Source organism: Azospirillum lipoferum 4B (assembly GCF_000283655.1).
GTDB classification, from domain to species: domain Bacteria; phylum Pseudomonadota; class Alphaproteobacteria; order Azospirillales; family Azospirillaceae; genus Azospirillum; species Azospirillum lipoferum_C.
The window spans coordinates 15001-36044 of record NC_016586.1; the positions used below are offsets into that span (position 1 = coordinate 15001).

Sequence of the window (21044 nt, forward strand, 5' to 3'; positions counted from 1 at the left end):
GGGAACCAGGTTAATAGTCCTGGGCCTGGCGGAGGTGACGGATGGGAAAGCGTGTATGTCCTTATCGGATTGGACATGCTGTGGACCTGTTCCAGGAAATAGCCCCGCCGTATAGACCGTACCCCAAACCGACACAGGTGGACTGGTAGAGTATACCCAGGCGCTTGAGAGAATGGTGTTGAAGGAACTCGGCAAATTGCCCTCGTAACTTCGGAAGAAGAGGGCCCCGTTGTGGCGCAAGCCATGGCGGGGGGCACAGACCAGGGGGTAGCGACTGTTTACTAAAAACACAGGGCTCTGCGAAGCCACACAAGGCGACGTATAGGGTCTGACGCCTGCCCGGTGCCGGAAGGTTAAGAGGAGAGGTGCAAGCCTTGAATTGAAGCCCCGGTAAACGGCGGCCGTAACTATAACGGTCCTAAGGTAGCGAAATTCCTTGTCGGGTAAGTTCCGACCTGCACGAATGGCGTAACGACTTCCCCGCTGTCTCCAACACCAACTCAGCGAAATTGAACTCTCCGTGAAGATGCGGAGTTCCCGCGGTCAGACGGAAAGACCCCGTGCACCTTTACTACAGCTTTGCAGTGGTGCTAGGGACTTCATGTGTAGGATAGGTGGGAGGCTTGGAAGCCTGGGCGCCAGCCCGGGTGGAGCCAACCTTGAAATACCACCCTTGAAGTCTCTGGCATCTAACCGTGGCCCGTGATCCGGGTCCGGGACCCTGCATGGCGGGTAGTTTGACTGGGGCGGTCGCCTCCCAAAGTGTAACGGAGGCGCGCGATGGTGGGCTCAGAGCGGTCGGAAATCGCTCGTCGAGTGCAATGGCATAAGCCCGCCTGACTGCAAGACTGACAAGTCGAGCAGAGACGAAAGTCGGCCATAGTGATCCGGTGGCTCCACGTGGACGGGCCATCGCTCAACGGATAAAAGGTACGCCGGGGATAACAGGCTGATGACTCCCAAGAGTCCATATCGACGGAGTCGTTTGGCACCTCGATGTCGGCTCATCACATCCTGGGGCTGGAGCAGGTCCCAAGGGTTCGGCTGTTCGCCGATTAAAGTGGTACGTGAGCTGGGTTTAGAACGTCGTGAGACAGTTCGGTCCCTATCTGCCGTGGGTGTCGGAGTTTTGCGAGGATCTGTCCCTAGTACGAGAGGACCGGGATGGACATACCTCTGGTGCACCGGTTGTCACGCCAGTGGCATGGCCGGGTAGCTAAGTATGGACGGGATAACCGCTGAAAGCATCTAAGCGGGAAACCCACCTCTAAACCAGAGCTCCCTTGAGAGCCGTGACAGACCATCACGTCGATAGGAGGCATGTGGAAGGGCGGCAACGCCTGAAGCTAAGCCTTACTAATCGCTCGATCGGCTTGATCTCGACACCACATTACCGCGCCATGCGCAGCAGCAAGCCTGCTAAGGCCCTGCTTGACGCAAGAACCGCAGTTCGATACATCCTCACATCACTTGCACGACAGCGAATGCGCTTCGGAAAGCGTCGGTCTTGAGCCTTGGTGACCTGGTGGTCATGGCGAGGTGTCAAACACCCGATCCCATCCCGAACTCGGCCGTGAAAAGCCTCCGCGCCAATGGTACTGCGTCTTAAGACGTGGGAGAGTAGGTCGCCGCCAGGTCACTCAGGCTCAAGAGACGCCAAACACGAAGCATATACGCTGGCATCGTCACGACATCCATCGCCCCATATGACAGACATCCGCGGGGTGGAGCAGCCCGGTAGCTCGTCAGGCTCATAACCTGAAGGCCGCAGGTTCAAATCCTGCCCCCGCAACCAAATTAAGCCCGCCGGATCAAGCACTTAGCTTCGATCCGGCGGGCTTTTTTCATGTGCCATTGCCTGTTGCATGGCAGTGCGGCAAAAGAACGAGAGTTTTCAACGGTTACGAGGCGTTCCTCCTGCTATTCCCGCCGGTTCCCGGCGGTTCCGTGTCACATGTTCGGCACATGAAATCAGCCGTGTTGTTCTATTCATGTTCTCGCGAACGACAGTCAGAAGTTCGACCATGACCGAACCCGGCACGGGTTATACAGCAGCCTCTGGAAACCCTTCTTCCGTGTAATAATTGACGGTGAAGCGCATGCGGGCCATGCCCATCGCACTGTCCCCCTCTCCCCCGAGTTGGATGGAGGTTTCGGACAATCGAATCCACTTCACCAGACCGGAGATCGGGCTGGACAGCACCACGACTGACTCCACTTCAGCACAGATACCGTCCAATTCGTCTTCCAGATCAAGGCGTGCTCTGGCATAGGCATCGACAATGAGTTGAAGGGTCCGGCTCTGCAATCCATCAAGTGAGCCGGGAGAGTTTTGCTCATGAGCGCTGTAAACGATAAGACAGGGGAGTTCATCCGGCTGCACGATCGTCATTCTACTGGTGTGCACCCGGTCGGCAGTGCTGGGAAGCCCGGTCACCATCGCCACCACAGCATTCCGGATACGCTTACGAACGTGCTCCACTCTTTACGCCTCCCGTAAAACCAGACGCACCGCACCGGCGCCATCAGGCTGAATTTCGATGATGGAGTAGCCTTCACCTCTGACCGACACAGCCGTTTTGGTGGTTAGCGTGACGATCCCTTCTTTGATTGTGAGGGTTGGCGCAGTCGAAGCCATCGCAACCTGTCCGCCCACGTCTACCGGCAGATAGCCGCGATCAAAGATGCCGAGCATTTCGAAACCGCCAACCACGACCTTCTCACCGAAGGTCGTAAGCTGGCCATCGAAAGCAAAGGCGATAGCATCGGTGAAGTGCATGATCAGGACGCAGCGGTGGTGGACACGCCGTCCAGCCGGACCTTGACCGTGGTGGAGCCGTTGCCAGCGGCCTCGATGGCCGCGCCGATGGGGTGCTTTCCGGAGCCGGGCGCCACGCACTGGCGGGTCGCGATATCGAAGGAAACGGCTCCCCCGCTGGTGAAGGTGGTGGAAATCGGCTTCGTCAGCTCATACACGCCGACGGTCGCGAGCGATACCAGCTCGCCTTCCACCGCTGTGGACGCGGCCACGCCGAACAGCGTGCCGACAATGACGCCGCTCCCGCTGGTGACGCCGCCGGCCGGAGCCGGCGCAGTGATGGAGTCGCCTTTCTGGATGAAGTTCTTCATGGGTCACAGTCCCTTTGACGATGAGATACGAATCATTCGGATTGGTGTCGTGCCGCTGGCAGCCCCGATCTGTCGTTCAAGGTCCGAGAGAGCCGCGGCCATTTCGCCATCCGTTCGGTACGTCACCTCACGGTCTCCGAACCGTACCGTGCGGTGGCCGCTGAAGCGGGCGCGTTCGAGCGTATCGCGCCACGCCATCAGCTCTGTCAGCGCAGCCACGGTTACGCTCCGGCGTTCGAATGGGCGCCCCGGAAGTCGATGACGCCATAACCGAAGTCCAGCCCAGCCCGGACCTTCACCGCCTGGGTGTCGAAATCGGTTTCCGTCTTGATCTGCGGACCTTCGGACCCGGCCACGTAGCCATAGACCACGGTCGGGCAAATCGCGGGGTCCGCCATCACATACCAGCCGTTGCCGGTGATGTTGGCGTCGACAATCAGCTCCATCATCCCGGCCCAGGGGTTGGTGTCGCCAGCCTTGGCCGGGGTGATGCTCGCCAGAACCTGCCGGCCCTCCAGCTCCTTGTCCGGCCCGACCACCAGGAACCGCGGCGTCAGGTTGAGCGGGATACCGTCCAGGGACTTCATCTTGCGCAGCGCCGCCACCGCGACGCCAACGCTCGCCACGGTGATAGCCGCGGCAGCGGCGGCCTTGTTGTCGTGATCGGCGTGGAACAGCGTCTTGCCGTCCGACATGACCGGGTTGGCGGTCAGCAGGCCATAGACCAGCCGGTTTTCGTCCGCCGCGGTGCGGATGGCGATCATGCTGGAGAAGTCCGACAGCGCCGACAGATCGTCGTTCACCAGCGCGCGGCGCCCGATGATGATCCCCGTGGCGAACTCGGCCGCGGAGACCTGTTCCCGGTTCTCCGACATGGTGCCGTAATTCACCTCCCCCGACTCGGCGAGGTTCTGGAAGGACGGGAAATCCCCCACGCGCAGGAACTTGTGCGGCTTGAAATCGGTGAAGCCGCGCCGGGCCGCCCACTGGCGATAGGTCGGGTTGGCGGCGGCGTAGCGCGCCAGCAGGATCTTGTTGCCGGCGTCGGCCAGCAGCAGGGGGAAATCGCCGGTGGTGTGCGCCCCGATGGCGCGTTCCATCAGCGCGTTCTGGTCGAAGCGGTTGAAGCGCTGCCCCCGCGCCACGGCCAGTTCGCCCACCATGTCCAGCGCGCGGTGCCCCATGAACTCGCGCGCCCGGCCCTCGGGCTTCACCAGGCCGGGAGCGAGGCGGGCGGCCAGTGCATCGGCCATGCTCCGGCGGATGGAGCTGGGGTCGGTGTGGTCGGTGCCCAGCATGATCGGCGCGGCGTTGGAAATGGTGACGCCACCGCGGCGGGCCAGATCGGCGAAGGCGGCGGCACGGGCGGCCTCGACGGTAGCGCCGTTGTCGATCAGGCTGTCCGCGAAGCTGGCCGGCAGACCAGCCACATGGGCGACGGTGCGGATTTCCCGGTTGATCTGTGCGCGGGTGCCGTCCGTAGGGGCGGGTTGGCCGGTCGGGGACGGAGCCGGGGCGGGAGGCGCCTCGGTGCCGGCTTCCGCATCACGGACGCATCCGCCGAAAGCGGCGCATCCCTTCGGCGTGGCGCAACCTTCGCACGGCTTGAAATCGGGATTCGGAGTTGGGTTGGGCACGATCTTGCTCCTGACGATGGCGCCCGCGTCCACGGGCACAGGGGTGAATGAGAGTTCGTAGGGTTCCCAGGCGATGGCGCGGAACACGCGCAAGCCGTCGCGGCGCCCGGCCATCTGCCACTTGGTGACGCGGTAGCCGAGTGAGACACCGCGGACGATGCCGCCGCCGACATCGCTCATGAGTTCATCGGCGACGGGCTTGGTGGCGAAGCGGACGGTTGCCAGGATACGGGCGCCGTCCACATGCGCCGCATCGACCACGCCAACGGCGTTGTCCGTGGTCGGGCGATGGTCCTTCAGCGCCGGCCCGCCTATGAAGCGGGAGAGGTCTGCGCCGCCCGCGTCCAGCTCCTCGATCCAGGCTTCCCGCGCGCCATCCGGTGCCGGAGCTGGCCGCGCGGCGGGTGCAAGACCGGACAGCGCGATCACGTCGACCGTGCGAGCTTCAGCGTTGAGCGTGGTAGGCGTGGTGACACCCAAGCCTCGAATCATTGAATTATGCATCGGTCTTTTCCGGAGCCGGGGATTCGTCGGTCAGCAGTGTTGGTGTGAGACCCGCTTGGGTGGTCTGTCCGGGATTGCTGTCGAGGAGGATGCCGAGACGCTTTTCCCGTTCGCGCTCCGCCGCCAAGTCCGCGTCGATCCTCTCGACGTCATAGCCACGTTCGGCAACTGCCTGAGTGCGGCTCTTCAGGCCGGCCCGGATCGCTTTGATTTCCGCTTGGACATCCTTAAGAGGATCGACCCACATCGACTTTGGTGGCATCCATTCGACGCGATGAAATGCCGCCGGGTCTGCCTCATAGGCACGGAAGTCGATCAGGCCGGACAGCACGGCCGTGCGGATAAAGCGGTCCCATGCCGGCCGGCACAGCCGGTAGACCACGACGTTGTGCTGCCAGTGCTCCAGGCGCTTGCGGAATTCCACCAGCCCGGCCCGGATCGAGCTGTAGTTCACCCCGGACAGGTCGCCGGTCAGCAGCTCGTACGGCACGCCCAGGCCAGCGGCGATGGCCTGAAGGTGGCTTTTGATGAACGCCCCGTAGTGCTCCGATTCCTTCGGGTCGAAGAACTCCAGCGATGTGCCGGGCTTCAGCGGAATGATCGTGCCGGGTTCCAAGCCGATGTCCAGCACACCGCCCTTGCTGTCACCCGGCAAGCCGCCGGCATTGCCCTCCGGGTCCACCAGTGCCGCGCACAGCAGGTTCGCCAGCTTGGCGCGCACCAGGGCGGCGTCCTGAAGCTGGTCAACCTCATGCACCGCCAGCAGCACAGGGGCCAACCAGGACAAGCCGCGGAGCTGCCCCGGTTCGACCGGGTTGAACAGGTGAACCATGTCCCGCGCTGCAATGGGCACCGGGTTCCACAGCCCGGCCAGCGGCGCAAGCGGATCGTCCGGGCGGGCGGGCAGGACGTGATAGGCAATCCGCCGGCCAACGGCGTCAAATTCCACTCCGCCGCGGATGCGGTTGTCTACCAGGGCGGACAGGGTTTCGAGAGGGACTTGCGCCGGGTGGATCATTTGGAGCTGAAAGGGCAGCTCCAACCCGTCACCGGGGCCGAAGGTGACGAAGCGGGCGAAGCTCTCGCCGGTTTCCACCATCTGGCGGACCATCAGGGCTTGCAGGGCGTAGAAATCGCCGAATCCGTCCATGTCGCACTCATCGATCCAGCGCGACCACAGGGCATGCAGGAACTCGCGCGTCTGCGGGTCGGGATGCTGCGACGACGGCTTGATGCCGGTGCCGACGATGTTCGTCACCAGGGCATTCACCGCCGCCGTGATGTGTGCATTGTTGCGGGCGAAGTAGGCGGCCCGGTGCTGGATCGTGGTCGCCGTCGTCAGGATGTCGCTGTTCAGGTTGCGGACGGTCCGAGCTTTGCTCAGGCGGCCACCGCCGGCCGCGTCCAGCGAACGGGAGAACGTTGCACGAAATATAGACTTGACAACGCCAAGCATGATCTCACCACCATCAAAGGTGGGGAGAGCCTAAATCCGATGTTGTTCCTTGGAGAACAGATTTCGGAACAATCAGATGTTCAGTCTCAAAGTTTCCCTATGATTCCGCAACATTACGTTATCTTAGTTTGATAGGTAGGAAGACCGAATAACGGCCGGCTTTGTTGGCGCCTGTACTGGTCCCGGCGCTTTGGGGGCCGGGGTGAAGTTGAACAGGTCCGGGACCGGTGGCGGAGCGTCCACCTCCAGCTTCCGGCGCAGCTCTTCCCACTGTTCGTCGCTCTTGGCTGCCCAGCCGGCACGGATTGCGGCGGCTTGGGCGTACAGGTGCGTATCCAGCGCTTCCTGATCGACACCCTGCATCGGCACCCAGCGCCATTCGGTGGAGCCGTCACGCAAGCGGTGCGGCTTCCGCACCTCGCTGGTCAGCTCCCGGTAATACTCGTCTTCCAGGCCGGCCACGAAGCCGATGAATCCCAACTCCAGAGGATCGGTCTTCTTCAGGTTGGCATAGAGCGACGCCTTCAGGCCACTCACGCCCACCAGGAACCACATGCGTTGCGCCTTGATGAGCTGGCCGTCCGGCCGTCTCTCCCGCTTCACACGGGCCAGCGGCGGGGCGTTGTCAGCGCGAGCGCCCTTCACCACGATCACCCGAGAAGAGTTGCACCGCTTAGCCCAGGCGTGCACATCGTCCGTCCAAGCGCCGCCGTCGATGGCGAGTGCATCGACCGGCCGGCGGTTGCCGAAGGCATCCGGCCATGTCCGTTCCACCAAGCCATTCAGCTCGTGGTGCGCGGCTTCCGCCGAAACGTGGTGGTGGATGATCCCGTAGTCGATCACCACACGCTGAAGGCGCGGTCCCCAGGCCACCACCTGCCACTCGATCCGGTCGATCTGGCAGTCGCACCCGACCGTCACCATCAGCATGCCGCGGGGCACCGTGCCGCGCGGCATGCCGGCCGTTTCGGCGCGCTCCCGCATCCCTTGCCAATCCGGGGCGCTGGTGGCGGTCTGGTAGGCTTCGCCGACGTTGTCGTTCAGGAAGCTGCGTTCCGCTTCGGCGTTGCCCTTGGCGCGCAGCCACGCCTTGGCGATGTTGGCCCAGCTTTCCAAGGGGGAATAGGCCGCCCACAGGTAGAAGCTGACCACCTCCGCACCGGGGTTCTCCGCGATCCATTCGCCATTGCGGTTCATCGTGTCGCGGTGCCGTTCCTCGATCCGCTCGCCACAATGGACGCAGGTGAAGTGCGCATCGTCCGGGGCACCCTCGTCCAGACGCGCCAGCATGTTCGACCATTCCAGCGCCTGCATGGTGCCGCAGTGCGGACATGGAACGTGATAGCGCTCCCGCGTTCCCAGGCTCCATGACCGGGTGATGCGGCACCCCGGCAGCACGTCCGGCGTGCTGATCTTGAGGATCTTGCCGCCCGTCGTCAGGAACGCTTTCGTGCGGCTGTCCGCCTGCACCTCCGGGTCGCCCGATCCGTTGTCGGCAAGCCACTTCGCCATGTCGTCATGGACGGCAATCGGATAGCTGTCCATCGACAACTGAGACGGGCTGTTTGCCCCAGCCAGTTGCAGAAACCCCCGCGCGTCCCGCCGTGCCCAGAACATGGCGGAGTTGCCCGACCGTGCCCCTTCCGGCTGCATCACCGCGGACAGGGCGGGCGACGCCTGGACCATCTTGGCGAACTTGTTGCGCTTCCATTTCTTGGCGTTTCCATCGGTCGGGTGGACGTAGAACACCGGCTGCGGCACGCGGTCGAGAATTGCCCCGACGAAGATTTGTGCCAGGACGGTGCCGCCGAGCTGCGCGGACTTGCGGATCACCACCATGGTTGCCGGGTGTTCGGGCGACAGAACGTCGAGGATGCGGCGGAAGAAGGGAAAGCGGTTCGGATTGTACGGGCCGGGGAACGGGCTTTCCGGGCCGAACACGATGTTGGACGCAGCCCATGCATTCAGGTCCACCGGGGGAGCCGGCCGCATCACGCTGGCGATCACACGGCGCGCCACGGCACGCGGGGCGGCAAGGGCGATCATTCGGCAGTCCCCTCCAGGTCGGCGTCTTCATCATCGTCGGACACATCGTGGCTGGTCTTGCCGGCGCCGCTGGCCGCAACGTCCGCAAGCCGCTGGCGCAGGCCGGTGTAGCTGCGCCGCAGGATCGCCCCCAGCTCCTTCGGGCCGGCACCGCTGGCAGCGGCGCGGGCGCATTCTTCCGCGGCCTCGGTCACAAGCCATGTCTCGGTTGCGTGCACCAGCTCCGCGAGCTGGCGCGACCATTCGACCATGGCGGCTTCGGTCAGCATCCAGCGACCGCTCGCTTCGGCGGCTTCAGCCCGTTCCTTCTGCAACGCCAGCTCTTCACGATCCGCCCGTGCCTTCAGCAGCCGTTCCTGATCGCTGCCCGGCTTCTCGGCTCCAGTTCCCCCGCCGATGATCGGGCGCGACTGCGCAAGCTGTTGTCCCAGGTCCAGAGCGGGGCCGAGCTGCTGAAGCGCCACCTCCACATTGACCAGGGCATAGCGGCCTTCACCCACCAGGGCGTTCCCGTGGAGCTTCCCTTCCCTGATCCACCCCGAGACGGCAGCGGGTGAACGCCCCACCAGCTCCGCGAACTTGCCCTTGGTCATAGTATTCACGGCACCCTCTCTAAATTCACTTTAGCCTTTAAGTTGAAGCACAGATTTGTCAGGTGGTGGGGTTTGAACTACCCGTGTAACACCTTCATGGGAAGGACCCAAATCGACCTTCTACCACCTCATGGTTGCGACTGCTTTCCTCAATGCTTTGCGGAACTCAGGAAGAAGGTTCCGCTTGGCGCTTTCTTTTACGATGTCGTAGAGATTATATCTTGGCGCATAGTGTGGCGATTTGGTGAAGATCAGAACTGGTCTTGGATCGGCCTTGTCTCGCCAATAGACGCCCGGAGGAAGCGGATTGTCGCTACCTACCGGAACCGCGAAATAGGTTTCCATCCGCCGCCGTCCCCGGTTGCGGCCGGATGTCGAGCGGTTCTGTGTCGTGTCGCGGGAGGCACGCAGATGGGAAAGGATTTTGACGATCTGCCCCCGCTTCATGTTACCGAAGCTGTCCATCTGCGCTTCCTCCCCCGGCATAGCGAACATGCCGGCCGGCATGATGCCAGCCTGTTGCAATGCCACCTCGAAACGCTTTGGCCGCCGGTTTCCACCATAGACTTGCGGCGTCAGATACTTGGTTGCCGGCGTGCCTTTGCCTCCCCATTCCCGAATGCCGACCACAGCCACCGGATCGGCCTTGGTCGCTGGCTTCACATAGAGGCTGTTCAGGGTGTAGGAGGTTGGCCGGTCGAATTCGCTTCCCATCGCAGCCCGCGCATCCTCCTTCGCAATCTGCGCCGTCTTGGTCAGCGCAACCACCATCGCGTAATGGAGCTGCTTCTCATAGGCCGCCAGCATCTTGAGCGCGCCGGAGGCATCGACACGGGAACGTTGGGCCATTGCATCACCTCACTGTCTGGAGCCGCTGACGGCGGTCAGCGTGCGCGTCACGTTGCGAAGCGCCCCGAACACCGCCGGTTCGTCGGCTTCCGTCACCAAGCCGGCATGGTCGACCAGCTCGGACTGACCGAGCAGTTCGAGCGCAGCGCTCAGAACGGTATCCAGGAACTCTTCCGCCCAACCCGTCGCTTCCATGACCAAAGGGGCGAAATGGGCCACAAACTCCGTGCGTTGTGGCAGGTTGAGTGGCTGCATGGCGAGTGCGACAGCGGAAGCGAACCTCTGCGCCGAAGGCTGCAAGCTGGTGTAGCTCTCATTCCCAGCGTCGCTTAAGCCCCTGTTCTCTTTGGACTTCATGACACTCTCACCCCTTCTCCTATGCCGCCGTCTGTTGCTGGGAAGTGGGTTTAGTGGGTTTAGTGGGTTTCAAAACCTCTATACGCAAAAAATGTCATCACGTTTTGTTCTGACAGTTTCCACACATAGGGAAGATGAAACCCACTAAACCCACTAAACCCACTTCTCCATAGCTCGCGCTGCTACGGATCGCCCGTCTTCAGCCGCCACATAACGTTTCCGTCCAGCTTGGAATCCTGCACGATCCGCATGCCGTCCACGATCCGATCCTTGTTGCGCCCCAACCACTTACCAAGCCGCCGGCCGTTGATCGCACCGCCATCGCCGGCCACGGTAAGCAGCGCTTCGCGGAACTCCGGCAGGTCGGGGTTGGATTGGAACAGCCCGCCGGATTGCGGCGCGGTCGCCTGCCGGATCACCTCCGAAACGGTGACGCGATCCAGTCCGATCACCTTCCGCCACGTCGCCAGCACGGCAGACAGAGCGTCCAGCATGGGGTCCGCCGCGCGGGTATCGTCCATCGTCTGGCACGGGTCCGCTTCCCCCAACCACACCAATGCGGAGCGCACAAGGTTGGACCAGTCGGTGAAGCTGCCCAGCGGGTCCAGCCGCACCGGCCGCCCGGCCACATGGAAGGCGCGCAGCACCGTCAGCGCCGCCGCGATATACTTCCCCCGCGACGCGGTTATCAGCGCCAGCGGGTCGTGCCTGAACCCCTTGCGCAGCTCCGGCCGCTCGCATTGCGGATCGAGCCGGGCCACCAGCGCCCGCCGGGTCATATCGCCGCGCAGGGTGAGGTTGTTCCCCGTCGCAAATAGCGCCGCATTGCTGGGCGCATCGACCATGACCGAGCCGCCCAGCGGGCGCAGCTTCAGCGTCGGCTGTGTCAGCGCCTGACAGAGCAGGTCGCCACCCAGCGGAATGTCACAGTTGTCCACCGACACCAGCGCGTCACCGGCCAGGATCATCCCGGCAAGCCGCTTCTCGAATTCCTCTTCGGTCTTGCCCTGAGAAATCACCGCGGCCCGCCGGCCGGTGGCGATCAGGCTCACGATGTCCACCAGCATGGACTTGCCGCTTCCGGCCACCGGGGCGGAGAACCCATGTAGTGGTGCGGTAGGCAGAGAGCGCCGCACCAGCGCCGTCAGAATGGCGGACACCGCTACTGAACGATCCGGCCAGTGATCGGGCGTCCCACGCTCCAGAAACGGGAAATCGGCTACGAGATCGGTCAATAGCGCCAGGGCCGTCAGCGCATCGTCGCGGGTCGGTCGCGCCTTGATGCGGGGCACCTTGCAGCTGGGGCGGAGCAAAAGACCGGTGGCGGGGTCATAGCCCGCCTTGTCCAACAGGCTGCCATCGGGTCGGAGTGTCGGCGCTTCGATAAGCCCGGTCAGCACTCTCAGCTTCCATTGCCCGACACGGGCGGCATAGCCCTCCGCCACGGCACGCGGACAGTTTGTCCGCACCCACTCCCCCGACCTCCCGTCGATCTTCTCCCAGGTCGCCGCTTTGGTCATCAGCTCCACGAGGTTCGGCACGCCGACTTCCACCAGCCTCAGGCCAGTCACTTCACCGCCGGTCACCGCCACAGGACAGACGCCCGGCCGCACCAGCCGCCCGCCGCTTTGGAACAGCTCGATGCCGCTGGCGAGCAGCGCATCTTCCGCATCGGAAATCGTGATGGGCAAGTCCCCCGGCACGATTTCGACGCGCGGCGGTTCCGGTGGGGGAGCGGCGGACTCGATGCCGGCCCGTAGCCGCTCATCCTGTTCGCGGATCGACAGGGGCGGCGGCGGCGGTTCGATCCATGATTCGATGCTATCCATCAGCGTTTCCAACGCGTGTACACGCGTCCCATCAGACGGCCCGCCATTGGCCTGATTTCCCGGCGGCGGCAGGTCGCCGCGCACATCGCAGCAGCGCCATCAGCCGGCCCCGGAAACCCCCTATGGACGATCATCGTCACGCCGTTCCGCCGGGCGGGCAGATGTCGAGAAGGTTTGCATCCGGTGCATGCGCACGGACAAAGGCGAGCCATGCCACATGCTGGGCAAGCTGCGTCTCGATAACGACAACCCGTCCACCCAGGACAGCCGCCGCCGCGAAGGTGGTGTAGAACTTCGCATCGGCCGCGCCCGAATAGACGGCAACAGCCGACGCTCTCTCCAGCACCTGTACCAGCGACGGGGCGTCAAAGCCGCCCGGTCCGGAGCTGGTCTCCCGATCATCCCCGACCAGACAAACCCAACCGTTCCCGCTTCCCATGTTCAGAACCCAGGCCAGCGGGTCAGCCGGCCGGAGCTGGATACAGCCGATGTCAGCCTCCCGCACCGCGGCCAGCACCGGGGCAAGGTGCTGGAGCTGCCCCGCCGCAATCGTACGATCCAGCGCCGCCCGGAAGGCAACACCACGGTCAGCCATTGGTCGGAACCTCTTCGGAGATGGCCCGAAACGCCTTGGCTTCCTGCTGTTTCACCCATTCCATGATCGTGCTCTTTCGGGCACACAGAACGGCCCCGAGTTTGAACGTCGGGAGCCGTGAGTTTTCCGCCAGATAGTAAACCTTCCGCCGTTCCTTCGGATCGCCGAACAAGAAGCCAGCGATTTCATGTGCGCCGCGCAACATGTCGTCGGAGAAGCATGCTTCAGACAAAGCTTCGCTGTTCGGGGAAACCTTCCCCGTTATCAAGGCAGTCATCATCATTCCTCTAAGTGTTGGACGATCTATGGCCCGTATAACGGACCAGTGAGAACGCCGCGTGAGTGCAGATTTTCAGTCCAATATTCTGGGTAGTTCAGAAGGGCATTCTTCACAATGTTTCCAATCTGGATGACACTGCAATCGTAACCAGAGGAAGCGTCAATAAGCAGAGCGTTATTCAGATTTTTTGCGAAAACAACCTCAGACTTCACATTTCCTGATGGGTCGATGCTGTAGATGCAAGGGAAGTCATCATCAGGAAAATCCCTAATATGTTGGAATTTTGAGACAGAATGCAGCAGCAGCTTTACAGAGTTCTCTCCAACCTTGTCAGATACCTCAAAGCCCCTGCCGCTTCTTGTTATCTCCCAAATAACCCTTGCTTTTACAACGGATGACATCGAGTACAAGCGAGGGCTGGTCTTTCCTCCGGCGCTTTTTTCGAAATGAATTAGATTCCTGTCTGAAATATTTGCCCAGAATTTTCGGAGTTCCGGATATCCGCTAATGGCTTCACCGACTGCACCCCATCCTCCAAGGGCGAAAACAATGTCGGTTGTCATCCAGCATCGCCGGACCTCAGTTTCATCAAGTTCAGGAATTTCACCGTACAACCGCATTTCTTGACCGCTTAACACGTTCTCCGGCGCGTTGCCGGCAATTACGATCCCTACCTTACTTTGCCATAGCAAGCCGGTCAAGCAGCTTGCTATGGCAAAGTCAGCTGTCGGTTCGGAGCGCTTGGAACGGATCATCTCCAGGGGAGAGCGACCATGTGCCGCCCAGCTCTTCCCGGTGCCGTCCTGTGGCTTTCTCCAGTACACGCATGATCGAGTAGGCGAGGCCCAACGCCCGATCCCTTCCGGCCGCCACCTCATCCCGCGCCTCGTCGCCGGTCCAGCTCACCAGTTCGTCAATTTCACAGACCAACCGCACACACTGGGCCAATGCGCCATCCAACGTCGTCGCCGGCTGCTGTGACAAGGCGTCGGAAAGGAACGAGAGTCTGCGGAAGACAGGATCTACATCGCGTTCACTCAATGACCAGACCGTAGGAGCAAGATTAGCTATCTCCTTACCCCATTCAACAACAATATCACCGCTGTTTTTATGGGTGGTTTTGCGAGATACCATCATTTATTCCCCCATGTCGCCTGAATGTTGTCGTGTTTCTCCACATCGCAGAGCAGCCGGAACAGCATTGCATCCCGCCAGTCATCGCTTTCCAGCCGCGCCAGAGCATCGGCCGGCAGACGATAGAACATGGCGTCTTCGACCCATTTCTTGCCGCTGTACTCGATCAACAAACGCCGCAGCTTGACCGCGGTCCCTTCGCTGGTATGGGCGGGCAGCGTGTCGATTAGCGCTTCCAGGCGCTCCTTTTCAGCATCGAAGGGTTCCCAAGCCTCATCCGTCATTTCATCGACAGGAAGCGTTTCGCAGAACCGCCGATGCGCCGCATAGGCGTTCCACGCACTCACCAGCTCGGAGTCGGGCGACCCTGGGGACGCGATGGCGGCCATCGGCAGCAATGCCACCATAGCGGCCGGAGCGGATTTCAGGACGGTGCGTCGGGAAACCGGGCAAGCGTCCACCGTGGCGTGACTCTCACGCATTGGAAAACCTCATCTTCGGGGTAAGGGAAGGCGTTCAGCAGGAAAGCAGATGACGTTGGCTTGCTCCGCTACCACGCTGGGCCAGTTTTGGAACTCGTTGGGAATCTGCCGTAATCACATGCGGCGTTCCTTCCGTAGTCACTGTGTTGTGATACAGTACCAACATGGTGCATGTGATGCAACGCCTATATTGGGATTCTGTATCAATATGGTGAATGGTGCTCAAATCCGAATGGCGCGAGCGGCGCTGAATTTGAAGGTGCGCGAACTGGCAGAGTTGGCGCAGGTGTCCCCGAACACGGTGACGCGGGTCGAGGCAGATATGCAGGCGAATGCCACAACTCTGGGAGCGCTCCAAAGAGTGCTGGAAGCTGCCGGGGCGGAATTCATTGATGCCGGCATGCCTTCTCAGGACGGTGGCCCTGGTGTCCGCCTGAGGAAGGCCGAATGACATGGCTTCTGTTCGCAAGCGCACCTGGACCACCGCAAAGGGCGAAAGCAAAAGCGCCTGGTGCGTCGATTTTGTTGACCAAGCCGGCCAGCGGCAACGGAAACAGTTCTCCACCAAGAAGGCCGCCGACGCCTTCCGCATTCAGGTAGAAGGGCAGATCGCTGTCGGCACCTATCGCGCCGATGCGGCCAAGACCACGGTGAAGGACGTTGCCGAACAATGGCTGACCGCGTGCGAGACACGCCAGCGGCGCGGCCAGCGGATGGAGAAGGCGACCCTTGAAGACTACCGGGGCCACGTCAACCGCTTCATCCTGGCTGCCGGCGGCCTTGCCGGCGTGAAGCTGAACGCCCTGTCGGGAAAGGCCGTCCGCGACTTCCGCGACCGCCTTCTTGATCGGGATGTATCGGTGGCGCTGGTGCGCAAGGTTCTGGCGACGCTCCGGCTTGTGGCGAAGCACGCCGTCGAAAACGACATCCTCGCCACCAACCCCGTCGAGGGGGTGGAGGTGATGGACGATACCCGCATCAAGCAAAAGATCGCCGTCCCGTCCAAGGCCGCCGTGAAAGCGGTGATCGACGCAGCGTCGGAGAGCTTCCGCCCCTATGTGATCGTCGCCGCCCTGTGCGGCCTACGGGCCAGCGAACAGCGTGCCTTGCAGTGGGGAGACATCGACTTTGACCGACAGGTGATTCACATCCGCCGCCGGGCTGACCGCTTCAACGCCGTGGGGGAGCCGAAATCCGCCGCCGGCCATCGCGAAGTGCCGGCCGGCCCGATGGTGCTGAACGTCTTGAAGAAGCATCGGGGCGACCGCATCGTTCGCCCCGACCAGCTCGTGTTTCCGACCAAGACCGGAACCGTCCGATCCCACGCCACCATCCTGCACCGCGACTTCTACCCGATCTTCGCGGCGCTGGACGAGCTGCACCGGCAGAAGCCGGACGAACACCCGCAGGTCGATCAATTCCGCTGGCACGATCTGCGCCACTTCGCTGTCAGCCTGTGGATCGAGCAAGGCTTCAGCGTGAAGGAGGTGATGACCTTCGCCGGCCATGCCGATTATAAGATGACGATGGAGCGATACGGCCATCTGTTCCCGAAGGAGGATCACCAGCGGGGCATGGCGGACATAGAAAGGCGTCTATTTCAGTAATTCACACAACCGATGGAGATTTGGGAAATGGCTGACATTCAGCAGAAGACGGTTGTTCGCCTCTATGAGGATGAGGGGAACGGTCTGTCCTTCAACCGCAGTGAGTTCGATCTTTCCGATTTCGGCGGTCACTTGCCCATCGTCGGCGACCTGATCATTGATCCGGGCGTCGCTCAAGGCTTGGACCGGAACGAACCAACCAATCGGACGATATTCGAGGTCACCGCTCGCTATTTCGCGCCGGGGTCACGGGATGATGGCTATACCTACGTTTGCTTTGTCGTCAAGCCGCGTGCCGGCACCTATAAGGAAGCGGACATTCTGTGAGCCGAAAGGCGCATAGTTGGCACATGGATTGGGTAAGGCATTGATACTGTTTGATTTTGTGCGGCCTTTCTCAAGGCTCATAACCTGAAGGCCGCAGGTTCAAATCCTGCCCCCGCAACCAACGATGCTTGCGATCCTCGATCGCAGACAAGCCCGGTCTCCACACGGAGGCCGGGCTTCTTCGTATTCGCGGCGAAGCTCAGCATCGCCGCCAGATCGCCGCGCAGCACGATCGCCAATCCGTTGCCGTCCGGCTGCAGCGTGATCCGGTCGACCAAGCTGCGGAGGATGTTGGCGGCTTCGGCTTTGGTCTCCTCGGACCGCAGGCGCTCGTGCAGAGCCGTGATCCGCAGTCGGTACACTTCGGCCATGTTCGGATGCAGAAGGGGAGGGGGCTCGGTCGCGCTTGCCAACATGCCGGTGAGTTCCGCCTTGCGCCCTTCCAGCGCTTCCATCTCGGCTTTCATCGACGGCATGTACACGCCGTCCTTGATGGCGCCGATGATTCCTCCAATCTGCTTCTCGATCTTGGCCAGCTCACGGCGCCAGGCATCGTGGTCGGTCCGCTTCTCAATACGCAGCCGGTTCATTTCTCGGGTGAACTCATCGCAGAACTCCTTGAACAGCGTCGGCTCCATCAGGTGGACGCGCAGCCCGTTCAGCACCGACGCCTCCAGAGCGTCCCGCCGGATGTTCCTAAAGTTGCCGCAGGTGCCCTTGTTGCGAGCAGCCGAGCAGCCGAGCAGATCCTTCGAAATCATGCTGTAGCCGCCACCGCAGCAGCCACACTTCACCAGTCCAGCAAACAGATGCTTTGGTCGGCGGCGATCAGTCAGGATATTTCCGTCAACCTCCTCGGTCTCCGCCGGAGTAAAGGCGAAGGCCTTCTGGCGGGCCTTGACCGCGTCCCAGAGATCCTGGTCGACGATGCGCAGCTCAGGGACCTGTCAATCGGCTTGAGATAGGGACCCCGGATCGGCACGGAAAAGGGACCCCCTGATCTGGCGAGGACTTGTTGTAGAGCGTCAATTATGGTTGCCGATTTTCGGCAATTACGGTTGCCTGTGAAGGCTCCGCTGGGTAGTTTTCAATGGATAGCACAGAGCCATTGATATGGCAACAAGGCGGCGTTCACCGACATTTTTATAGTTGTCGCTGTTCGGATACTTGTGGCGCGGGTAATTGACGTTACGATCCTGAAACGTCAATTACCCGCCGTATGACGGGTTGTTTTGAGCGTTGTTACTTTGTGACGGCGGCCTCCTGCGTGAGTGGCGAGGCGGCACGCTCCACGGCGGTGCGTTTGCGGTAGCTCTCGCCGTTCATCTCCAGGATGACGGCGTGGTGGACAAGGCGGTCGATCGCGGCGACGCACATGGCGGGATCGGGGAAAACCTGATCCCACGTTGAAAAAGGCTGATTTGCCGTGATCAGAAGGCTGTGCCGCTCGTACCGATGGGCGATGAGTTCAAACAGTACGGATGTTTCCGCTTGGTCCTTGCGCACATACGAGAAGTCATCGAGGATCACCAGATCGAACTTGTCCAGTTTATCCAACATGGACTCCAAGTTCAAATCGCGCCGCGCCGCCTGAAGACGCTGGACCATATCGGTCGTACGGGTGAACAGGACGCGATAGCCGGCGTCGATGAGGGCACTGCCGAGGGCGGCTGCTGCGTGAGACTTGCCGGTGCCGCTGGGGCCGAAGGCCAAAACGTTGGAGCCGTTTTTGAGCCAGAGGTCGCCAGCGGCGAGCGCCTGGAGGCGCCCCTTGGACAGGCCGGGGGCGGCATCGAAGTCGAAGGTGGCGAAGGTCTTGCCGGCCGGCAGCGCGGATTGCTCGTGATGGCGCTGAATGCGCCGGGCGGTACGGTCGGCGACCTCCAACTCGAACAGCGTGGCCAGCAGGCGCGCCGCCGGCCAGCCCTCGCGATCGGCCGTTTCGGCATGGCGGGTCCAGTGCCGGGCGATGCTGGGCAAGCGCAGCGCGCTGAGCAGCACCGGCAGGGTGGCGGTGTTGGCATCGCTCATGCCGGGATCTCCCGAGTGGCGGCGGGCAGCAGGCGGTCGTAACCGGCCGGATCGGGCGGCGTGATGGCGACATCGGTCACCGTCGCCGGTTTGGGCCGGAGCGCCGCCGTCAACGCCTCCAGGTCGGGCAGATCGCCGGCCGCCAGAAGGTCCTCCAAGCGTTGGGCCAAGGCCGCTTCGCAGCCACCATCGGCGGCCAGAGCGAGCAGCCCAACCATGACGCGGCAGGCGCGGCGGGCTGGCAGTTCGGCATCGAGCGCTTCCCAGACCTGCCGGTACACCGGGCGGGGAAACAGGGCGTCGCGGTAGATCAGGTGGCGCAGGGCCTGCGGTTTGCGCTTGAGCGTCCCGATGACGTGGTGGAAGTCGATGACGTGCCCCCGGTGGTTGCCGCTGGCGCGGCCACGCTCCAGCGTGATCACGCTGGTGGCGCCCAGGAAGCCTTCCAGGCGGTCGTCGTGCAGGTGGATCTTGAGCTTCTGGCCGATCAAGCGGGACGGCACGGTGTAGAGCACCTTGTCGACGCTGATCGTGCTGTTGCGCGTCACGGGAACGGTGAGTGCGGCGAAGTCGGCGGTCCGGTGTTCGGGCAACGCGCCCAGCACCGCGCGTTCGGCGCTCACCAGGGCGCGCCGACGGGTGTTGTGGCGCTCGACGAGACGGGCGAGGAAGCCGCGGTAGTCGTCGAGGCTGGCGAAGTCGCGGCTGTGCCGCCGCAACAGGGCCTGGTCGATGCGCCGCTTGAGGTGGGCGTGGGAGACCTCGATGGAACCGTTCTCGTTGGCCACGCCCGGGTTGTTGCGGGTGCCCTCCATGCCGTAATGCCGGCACAGCTCGGTGTAGCGGCGGGTGAAATCCTCCTGGGCGTCGCGGTTGAGGTTCTTGAAGGCGGCGGACAACGAGTCGGTGCGGTGCTCCGCCGGGACGCCGCCCAGCCCCCACAGCGCCTCTTGCAGGCCCTCGGCGACGGCGGTGAAGCTCTCGCCGCCAAGGATGACGCGCACGTGCTCCCAGCCGCTGTAAGCGAGCCGGAAATGGTAGAGGCGATGGGGGAAGAGGGCGCCGGCGAGGGTCACGCCAAGGTCGTCGGCCACCGTGAAGTCCGACAGGGCCTGACGCCCTGGAGGGTGGCATTGGGGAAAGAAGACGTCCTGGTCGGGACCGTGCAGGGCCCGCCAGCGGGCAATCCGCCGTTCCAGGGTGCGCCGGACCCCGTCGGGCACGTCGTCGCCGCCGCTTTCCTCCTGGAGGGCCTCGAAGATGCTGACCGCCAGCAAGCCGGGGGTTTCCTTCAGCATCTCCTCGACCCGGGGCCAGACGGCGAGCAGCGGATCCTTGCGGGTGCGCCAGGTTCGCTTGGCCTTGCGTTGGGAGGGCGGGCGCGGGTCGTTGTCGATGGCGCGGGCGGAGCGCTCGCTGATGTCGGCCTTGGCGGCCGCGACCGCCTGGGTGTGCGTCTTGCGGAGGGTCATGTAACGTTGGACCTGCTTGTCGGTGTGGTGGGTTCCAGGCATCGCTGACCGTTTCGTGTGGTGACGAACACGATCGCGATACCACTCCCAGCGCCGCCAAGCCGGCGGCGGACACCGTCACGGATGTCCGCCAGACCGCCACCCGGCTGGGCCGGTCTCTGGTCGGGGCTCCGCCCCTCCCGCCGACCGGCCCAGCCGGGTCCTCACCGGCAAAGATAGTTGCCGCTAACCGGCAAACCTAATCGTCGCGCCGCACCTTCACCCGCAATGACGATGGCTCCTTTGCCGGGACCATCAAGACGCTGACCCTCAACATCAAGGCCCGCTTCGTTCCCGTCGAGAAGGACAACGAGAAATCTCCCGACCTGCGGGCGCTTTGCGGGCCGATCGAGATCGGTGCCGGGTGGCGCAAGGCCGCCAAGGACACCGGACGTCTCTACCATTCCGTCAAGCTGGATGATCCGAGCTTCCCCGGCCCGATCTACGCCAGCTTGGTCGAGATCGACGGCGGCTACGCCCTGATCTGGTCCCGCTGAGATCCCGCATTCATCGGCTGCGGCGCTCCATCCGGAGCGCCGCGAACCGGCGGGAAAGCCGGGGGACGCGATCCCGGGACGTTCCTCATGTTCCCAAACGTTGGTCTGTCTCTTCAGACCTCCCAGCCTACCATGCCGGATCGGCCCGCCTCGAGGACGAGCGGTTCCCCCAAAATGCTG

Annotated in this window: 23 protein-coding genes, 1 tRNA gene and 2 rRNA genes (1 of these 26 running past the window's edge); 7 read left to right on the forward strand and 19 right to left on the reverse strand. The window is 62.7% G+C overall.

Annotation, left to right across the window (positions count from 1 at the left end; genetic code table 11):
• From AZOLI_RS18465 to AZOLI_RS18475, 3 genes are all read left to right on the forward strand, one after another.
• A 23S ribosomal RNA gene (locus tag AZOLI_RS18465) occupies positions 1-1381 on the forward strand; it begins 1818 nt to the left of the window's first position.
• A 140-nt stretch (positions 1382-1521) separates the two neighbouring features.
• A 5S ribosomal RNA gene (rrf, locus tag AZOLI_RS18470) occupies positions 1522-1637 on the forward strand.
• Between the two features lie 81 nt (positions 1638-1718).
• Positions 1719-1795: transfer RNA gene (locus AZOLI_RS18475), tRNA-Met, on the forward strand.
• Between the two features lie 249 nt (positions 1796-2044).
• Here AZOLI_RS18475 and AZOLI_RS18480 read toward each other — a convergent pair.
• From AZOLI_RS18480 to AZOLI_RS18545, 16 genes are all read right to left on the reverse strand, one after another.
• Positions 2045-2440 (reverse strand): hypothetical protein, encoded by a 396-nt coding sequence (locus AZOLI_RS18480; RefSeq protein WP_044552054.1) that lies wholly within the window; start codon positions 2438-2440, stop codon positions 2045-2047.
• A 45-nt stretch (positions 2441-2485) separates the two neighbouring features.
• Positions 2486-2779 (reverse strand): head-tail joining protein, encoded by a 294-nt coding sequence (locus AZOLI_RS18485; RefSeq protein WP_044552057.1) that lies wholly within the window; start codon positions 2777-2779, stop codon positions 2486-2488.
• Between the two features lie 2 nt (positions 2780-2781).
• Entirely contained in the window at positions 2782-3129 is a 348-nt protein-coding gene (locus AZOLI_RS18490; protein WP_014188670.1) for a DUF2190 family protein, read from the reverse strand.
• Positions 3130-3132: 3 nt separating this feature from the next.
• Positions 3133-3348, reverse strand: coding sequence for a phage head-tail joining protein (locus AZOLI_RS31335; protein WP_081505982.1), 216 nt, complete (start codon positions 3346-3348; stop codon positions 3133-3135).
• A gap of 2 nt (positions 3349-3350) precedes the next feature.
• A complete protein-coding gene (locus AZOLI_RS18495; RefSeq protein ID WP_014188671.1) occupies positions 3351-5258 on the reverse strand; it encodes a prohead protease/major capsid protein fusion protein in 1908 nt (635 codons plus the stop codon).
• Positions 5259-5262: 4 nt separating this feature from the next.
• A complete protein-coding gene (locus AZOLI_RS18500; protein ID WP_014188672.1) occupies positions 5263-6726 on the reverse strand; it encodes a phage portal protein in 1464 nt (487 codons plus the stop codon).
• Between the two features lie 123 nt (positions 6727-6849).
• Entirely contained in the window at positions 6850-8772 is a 1923-nt protein-coding gene (locus tag AZOLI_RS18505) for a phage terminase large subunit family protein (RefSeq protein WP_014188673.1), read from the reverse strand.
• Positions 8769-9365, reverse strand: coding sequence for a hypothetical protein (locus tag AZOLI_RS30450; protein ID WP_014188674.1), 597 nt, complete (start codon positions 9363-9365; stop codon positions 8769-8771). Before AZOLI_RS30450 ends, AZOLI_RS18505 begins: the two co-directional genes overlap by 4 nt.
• Positions 9366-9485: 120 nt before the next feature.
• Positions 9486-10214 carry a hypothetical protein gene (locus AZOLI_RS18515; RefSeq protein ID WP_014188675.1) on the reverse strand — a complete coding sequence of 243 codons (729 nt, stop codon included), beginning with the start codon at positions 10212-10214 and terminating at the stop codon, positions 9486-9488.
• Between the two features lie 9 nt (positions 10215-10223).
• Complete coding sequence (locus AZOLI_RS18520; RefSeq protein ID WP_014188676.1) at positions 10224-10571, reverse strand: hypothetical protein; 348 nt, start codon at positions 10569-10571, stop codon at positions 10224-10226.
• 182 nt (positions 10572-10753) lie between these two features.
• Positions 10754-12400 carry a hypothetical protein gene (locus AZOLI_RS18525; RefSeq protein ID WP_014188677.1) on the reverse strand — a complete coding sequence of 549 codons (1647 nt, stop codon included), beginning with the start codon at positions 12398-12400 and terminating at the stop codon, positions 10754-10756.
• A 136-nt stretch (positions 12401-12536) separates the two neighbouring features.
• Positions 12537-12995, reverse strand: coding sequence for a hypothetical protein (locus AZOLI_RS18530; protein ID WP_014188678.1), 459 nt, complete (start codon positions 12993-12995; stop codon positions 12537-12539).
• The gene (locus tag AZOLI_RS18535) at positions 12988-13278 is read right to left on the reverse strand and encodes a hypothetical protein (RefSeq protein WP_244442604.1); all 291 of its coding nucleotides are present in this window, start codon (positions 13276-13278) and stop codon (positions 12988-12990) included. Before AZOLI_RS18535 ends, AZOLI_RS18530 begins: the two co-directional genes overlap by 8 nt.
• 20 nt (positions 13279-13298) lie before the next feature.
• On the reverse strand, positions 13299-14030 hold the full coding sequence (locus AZOLI_RS32590) for a hypothetical protein (RefSeq protein ID WP_162488309.1): 732 nt from the start codon (positions 14028-14030) through the stop codon (positions 13299-13301).
• A complete protein-coding gene (locus AZOLI_RS18540) occupies positions 13996-14412 on the reverse strand; it encodes a hypothetical protein (protein WP_162488310.1) in 417 nt (138 codons plus the stop codon). Before AZOLI_RS18540 ends, AZOLI_RS32590 begins: the two co-directional genes overlap by 35 nt.
• Positions 14409-14891, reverse strand: a complete 483-nt coding sequence (locus AZOLI_RS18545; protein ID WP_162488311.1) for a hypothetical protein — start codon at positions 14889-14891, stop codon at positions 14409-14411. Before AZOLI_RS18545 ends, AZOLI_RS18540 begins: the two co-directional genes overlap by 4 nt.
• 208 nt (positions 14892-15099) lie before the next feature.
• Here AZOLI_RS18545 and AZOLI_RS18550 point away from each other — a divergent pair, with 208 nt between their 5' ends.
• From AZOLI_RS18550 to AZOLI_RS18560, 3 genes are read left to right on the forward strand one after another with little or no spacing between them, the layout of a single operon-like run.
• Positions 15100-15342, forward strand: coding sequence for a helix-turn-helix domain-containing protein (locus AZOLI_RS18550; RefSeq protein ID WP_244442605.1), 243 nt, complete (start codon positions 15100-15102; stop codon positions 15340-15342).
• Between the two features lies 1 nt (position 15343).
• Positions 15344-16498, forward strand: a complete 1155-nt coding sequence (locus AZOLI_RS18555) for a tyrosine-type recombinase/integrase (RefSeq protein ID WP_014188681.1) — start codon at positions 15344-15346, stop codon at positions 16496-16498.
• Between the two features lie 27 nt (positions 16499-16525).
• Positions 16526-16825 (forward strand): hypothetical protein, encoded by a 300-nt coding sequence (locus tag AZOLI_RS18560; protein WP_014188682.1) that lies wholly within the window; start codon positions 16526-16528, stop codon positions 16823-16825.
• A gap of 77 nt (positions 16826-16902) precedes the next feature.
• Here AZOLI_RS18560 and AZOLI_RS18565 read toward each other — a convergent pair whose 3' ends face one another.
• The 3 genes from AZOLI_RS18565 to istA all read right to left on the reverse strand — a co-directional run bounded on the left by AZOLI_RS18565 (position 16903) and on the right by istA (position 20370).
• Positions 16903-17586: a hypothetical protein gene (locus AZOLI_RS18565; protein ID WP_052315465.1), complete on the reverse strand. Its 684-nt coding sequence runs from the start codon at positions 17584-17586 to the stop codon at positions 16903-16905.
• 481 nt (positions 17587-18067) lie between these two features.
• On the reverse strand, positions 18068-18856 hold the full coding sequence (istB, locus tag AZOLI_RS18570) for an IS21-like element ISAli13 family helper ATPase IstB (RefSeq protein WP_014188655.1): 789 nt from the start codon (positions 18854-18856) through the stop codon (positions 18068-18070).
• Positions 18853-20370: an IS21-like element ISAli13 family transposase gene (gene istA, locus AZOLI_RS18575; protein ID WP_044551654.1), complete on the reverse strand. Its 1518-nt coding sequence runs from the start codon at positions 20368-20370 to the stop codon at positions 18853-18855. Before istA ends, istB begins: the two co-directional genes overlap by 4 nt.
• 251 nt (positions 20371-20621) lie before the next feature.
• Here istA and AZOLI_RS31340 point away from each other — a divergent pair, with 251 nt between their 5' ends.
• The gene (locus AZOLI_RS31340; protein WP_081506000.1) at positions 20622-20864 is read left to right on the forward strand and encodes a DUF736 domain-containing protein; all 243 of its coding nucleotides are present in this window, start codon (positions 20622-20624) and stop codon (positions 20862-20864) included.
• The last annotated feature ends 180 nt before the right edge of the window (positions 20865-21044 follow it).

Coding starts and splice junctions, on each gene's coding strand:
- AZOLI_RS18480 (WP_044552054.1), bottom strand. CDS start 2,440: ATGGTGACCGGGCTTCCCAGCACTGCCGACCGGGTGCACACCAGTAGA.
- AZOLI_RS18485 (WP_044552057.1), bottom strand. CDS start 2,779: ATGCACTTCACCGATGCTATCGCCTTTGCTTTCGATGGCCAGCTTACG.
- AZOLI_RS18490 (WP_014188670.1), bottom strand. CDS start 3,129: ATGAAGAACTTCATCCAGAAAGGCGACTCCATCACTGCGCCGGCTCCG.
- AZOLI_RS18495 (WP_014188671.1), bottom strand. CDS start 5,258: ATGATTCGAGGCTTGGGTGTCACCACGCCTACCACGCTCAACGCTGAA.
- AZOLI_RS18500 (WP_014188672.1), bottom strand. CDS start 6,726: ATGCTTGGCGTTGTCAAGTCTATATTTCGTGCAACGTTCTCCCGTTCG.
- AZOLI_RS18505 (WP_014188673.1), bottom strand. CDS start 8,772: ATGATCGCCCTTGCCGCCCCGCGTGCCGTGGCGCGCCGTGTGATCGCC.
- AZOLI_RS30450 (WP_014188674.1), bottom strand. CDS start 9,365: ATGACCAAGGGCAAGTTCGCGGAGCTGGTGGGGCGTTCACCCGCTGCC.
- AZOLI_RS18515 (WP_014188675.1), bottom strand. CDS start 10,214: ATGGCCCAACGTTCCCGTGTCGATGCCTCCGGCGCGCTCAAGATGCTG.
- AZOLI_RS18520 (WP_014188676.1), bottom strand. CDS start 10,571: ATGAAGTCCAAAGAGAACAGGGGCTTAAGCGACGCTGGGAATGAGAGC.
- AZOLI_RS18525 (WP_014188677.1), bottom strand. CDS start 12,400: ATGGATAGCATCGAATCATGGATCGAACCGCCGCCGCCGCCCCTGTCG.
- AZOLI_RS18530 (WP_014188678.1), bottom strand. CDS start 12,995: ATGGCTGACCGTGGTGTTGCCTTCCGGGCGGCGCTGGATCGTACGATT.
- AZOLI_RS18535 (WP_244442604.1), bottom strand. CDS start 13,278: ATGATGATGACTGCCTTGATAACGGGGAAGGTTTCCCCGAACAGCGAA.
- AZOLI_RS32590 (WP_162488309.1), bottom strand. CDS start 14,030: ATGATCCGTTCCAAGCGCTCCGAACCGACAGCTGACTTTGCCATAGCA.
- AZOLI_RS18540 (WP_162488310.1), bottom strand. CDS start 14,412: ATGATGGTATCTCGCAAAACCACCCATAAAAACAGCGGTGATATTGTT.
- AZOLI_RS18545 (WP_162488311.1), bottom strand. CDS start 14,891: ATGCGTGAGAGTCACGCCACGGTGGACGCTTGCCCGGTTTCCCGACGC.
- AZOLI_RS18550 (WP_244442605.1), top strand. CDS start 15,100: ATGGTGAATGGTGCTCAAATCCGAATGGCGCGAGCGGCGCTGAATTTG.
- AZOLI_RS18555 (WP_014188681.1), top strand. CDS start 15,344: ATGGCTTCTGTTCGCAAGCGCACCTGGACCACCGCAAAGGGCGAAAGC.
- AZOLI_RS18560 (WP_014188682.1), top strand. CDS start 16,526: ATGGCTGACATTCAGCAGAAGACGGTTGTTCGCCTCTATGAGGATGAG.
- AZOLI_RS18565 (WP_052315465.1), bottom strand. CDS start 17,586: ATGATTTCGAAGGATCTGCTCGGCTGCTCGGCTGCTCGCAACAAGGGC.
- istB (WP_014188655.1), bottom strand. CDS start 18,856: ATGAGCGATGCCAACACCGCCACCCTGCCGGTGCTGCTCAGCGCGCTG.
- istA (WP_044551654.1), bottom strand. CDS start 20,370: ATGCCTGGAACCCACCACACCGACAAGCAGGTCCAACGTTACATGACC.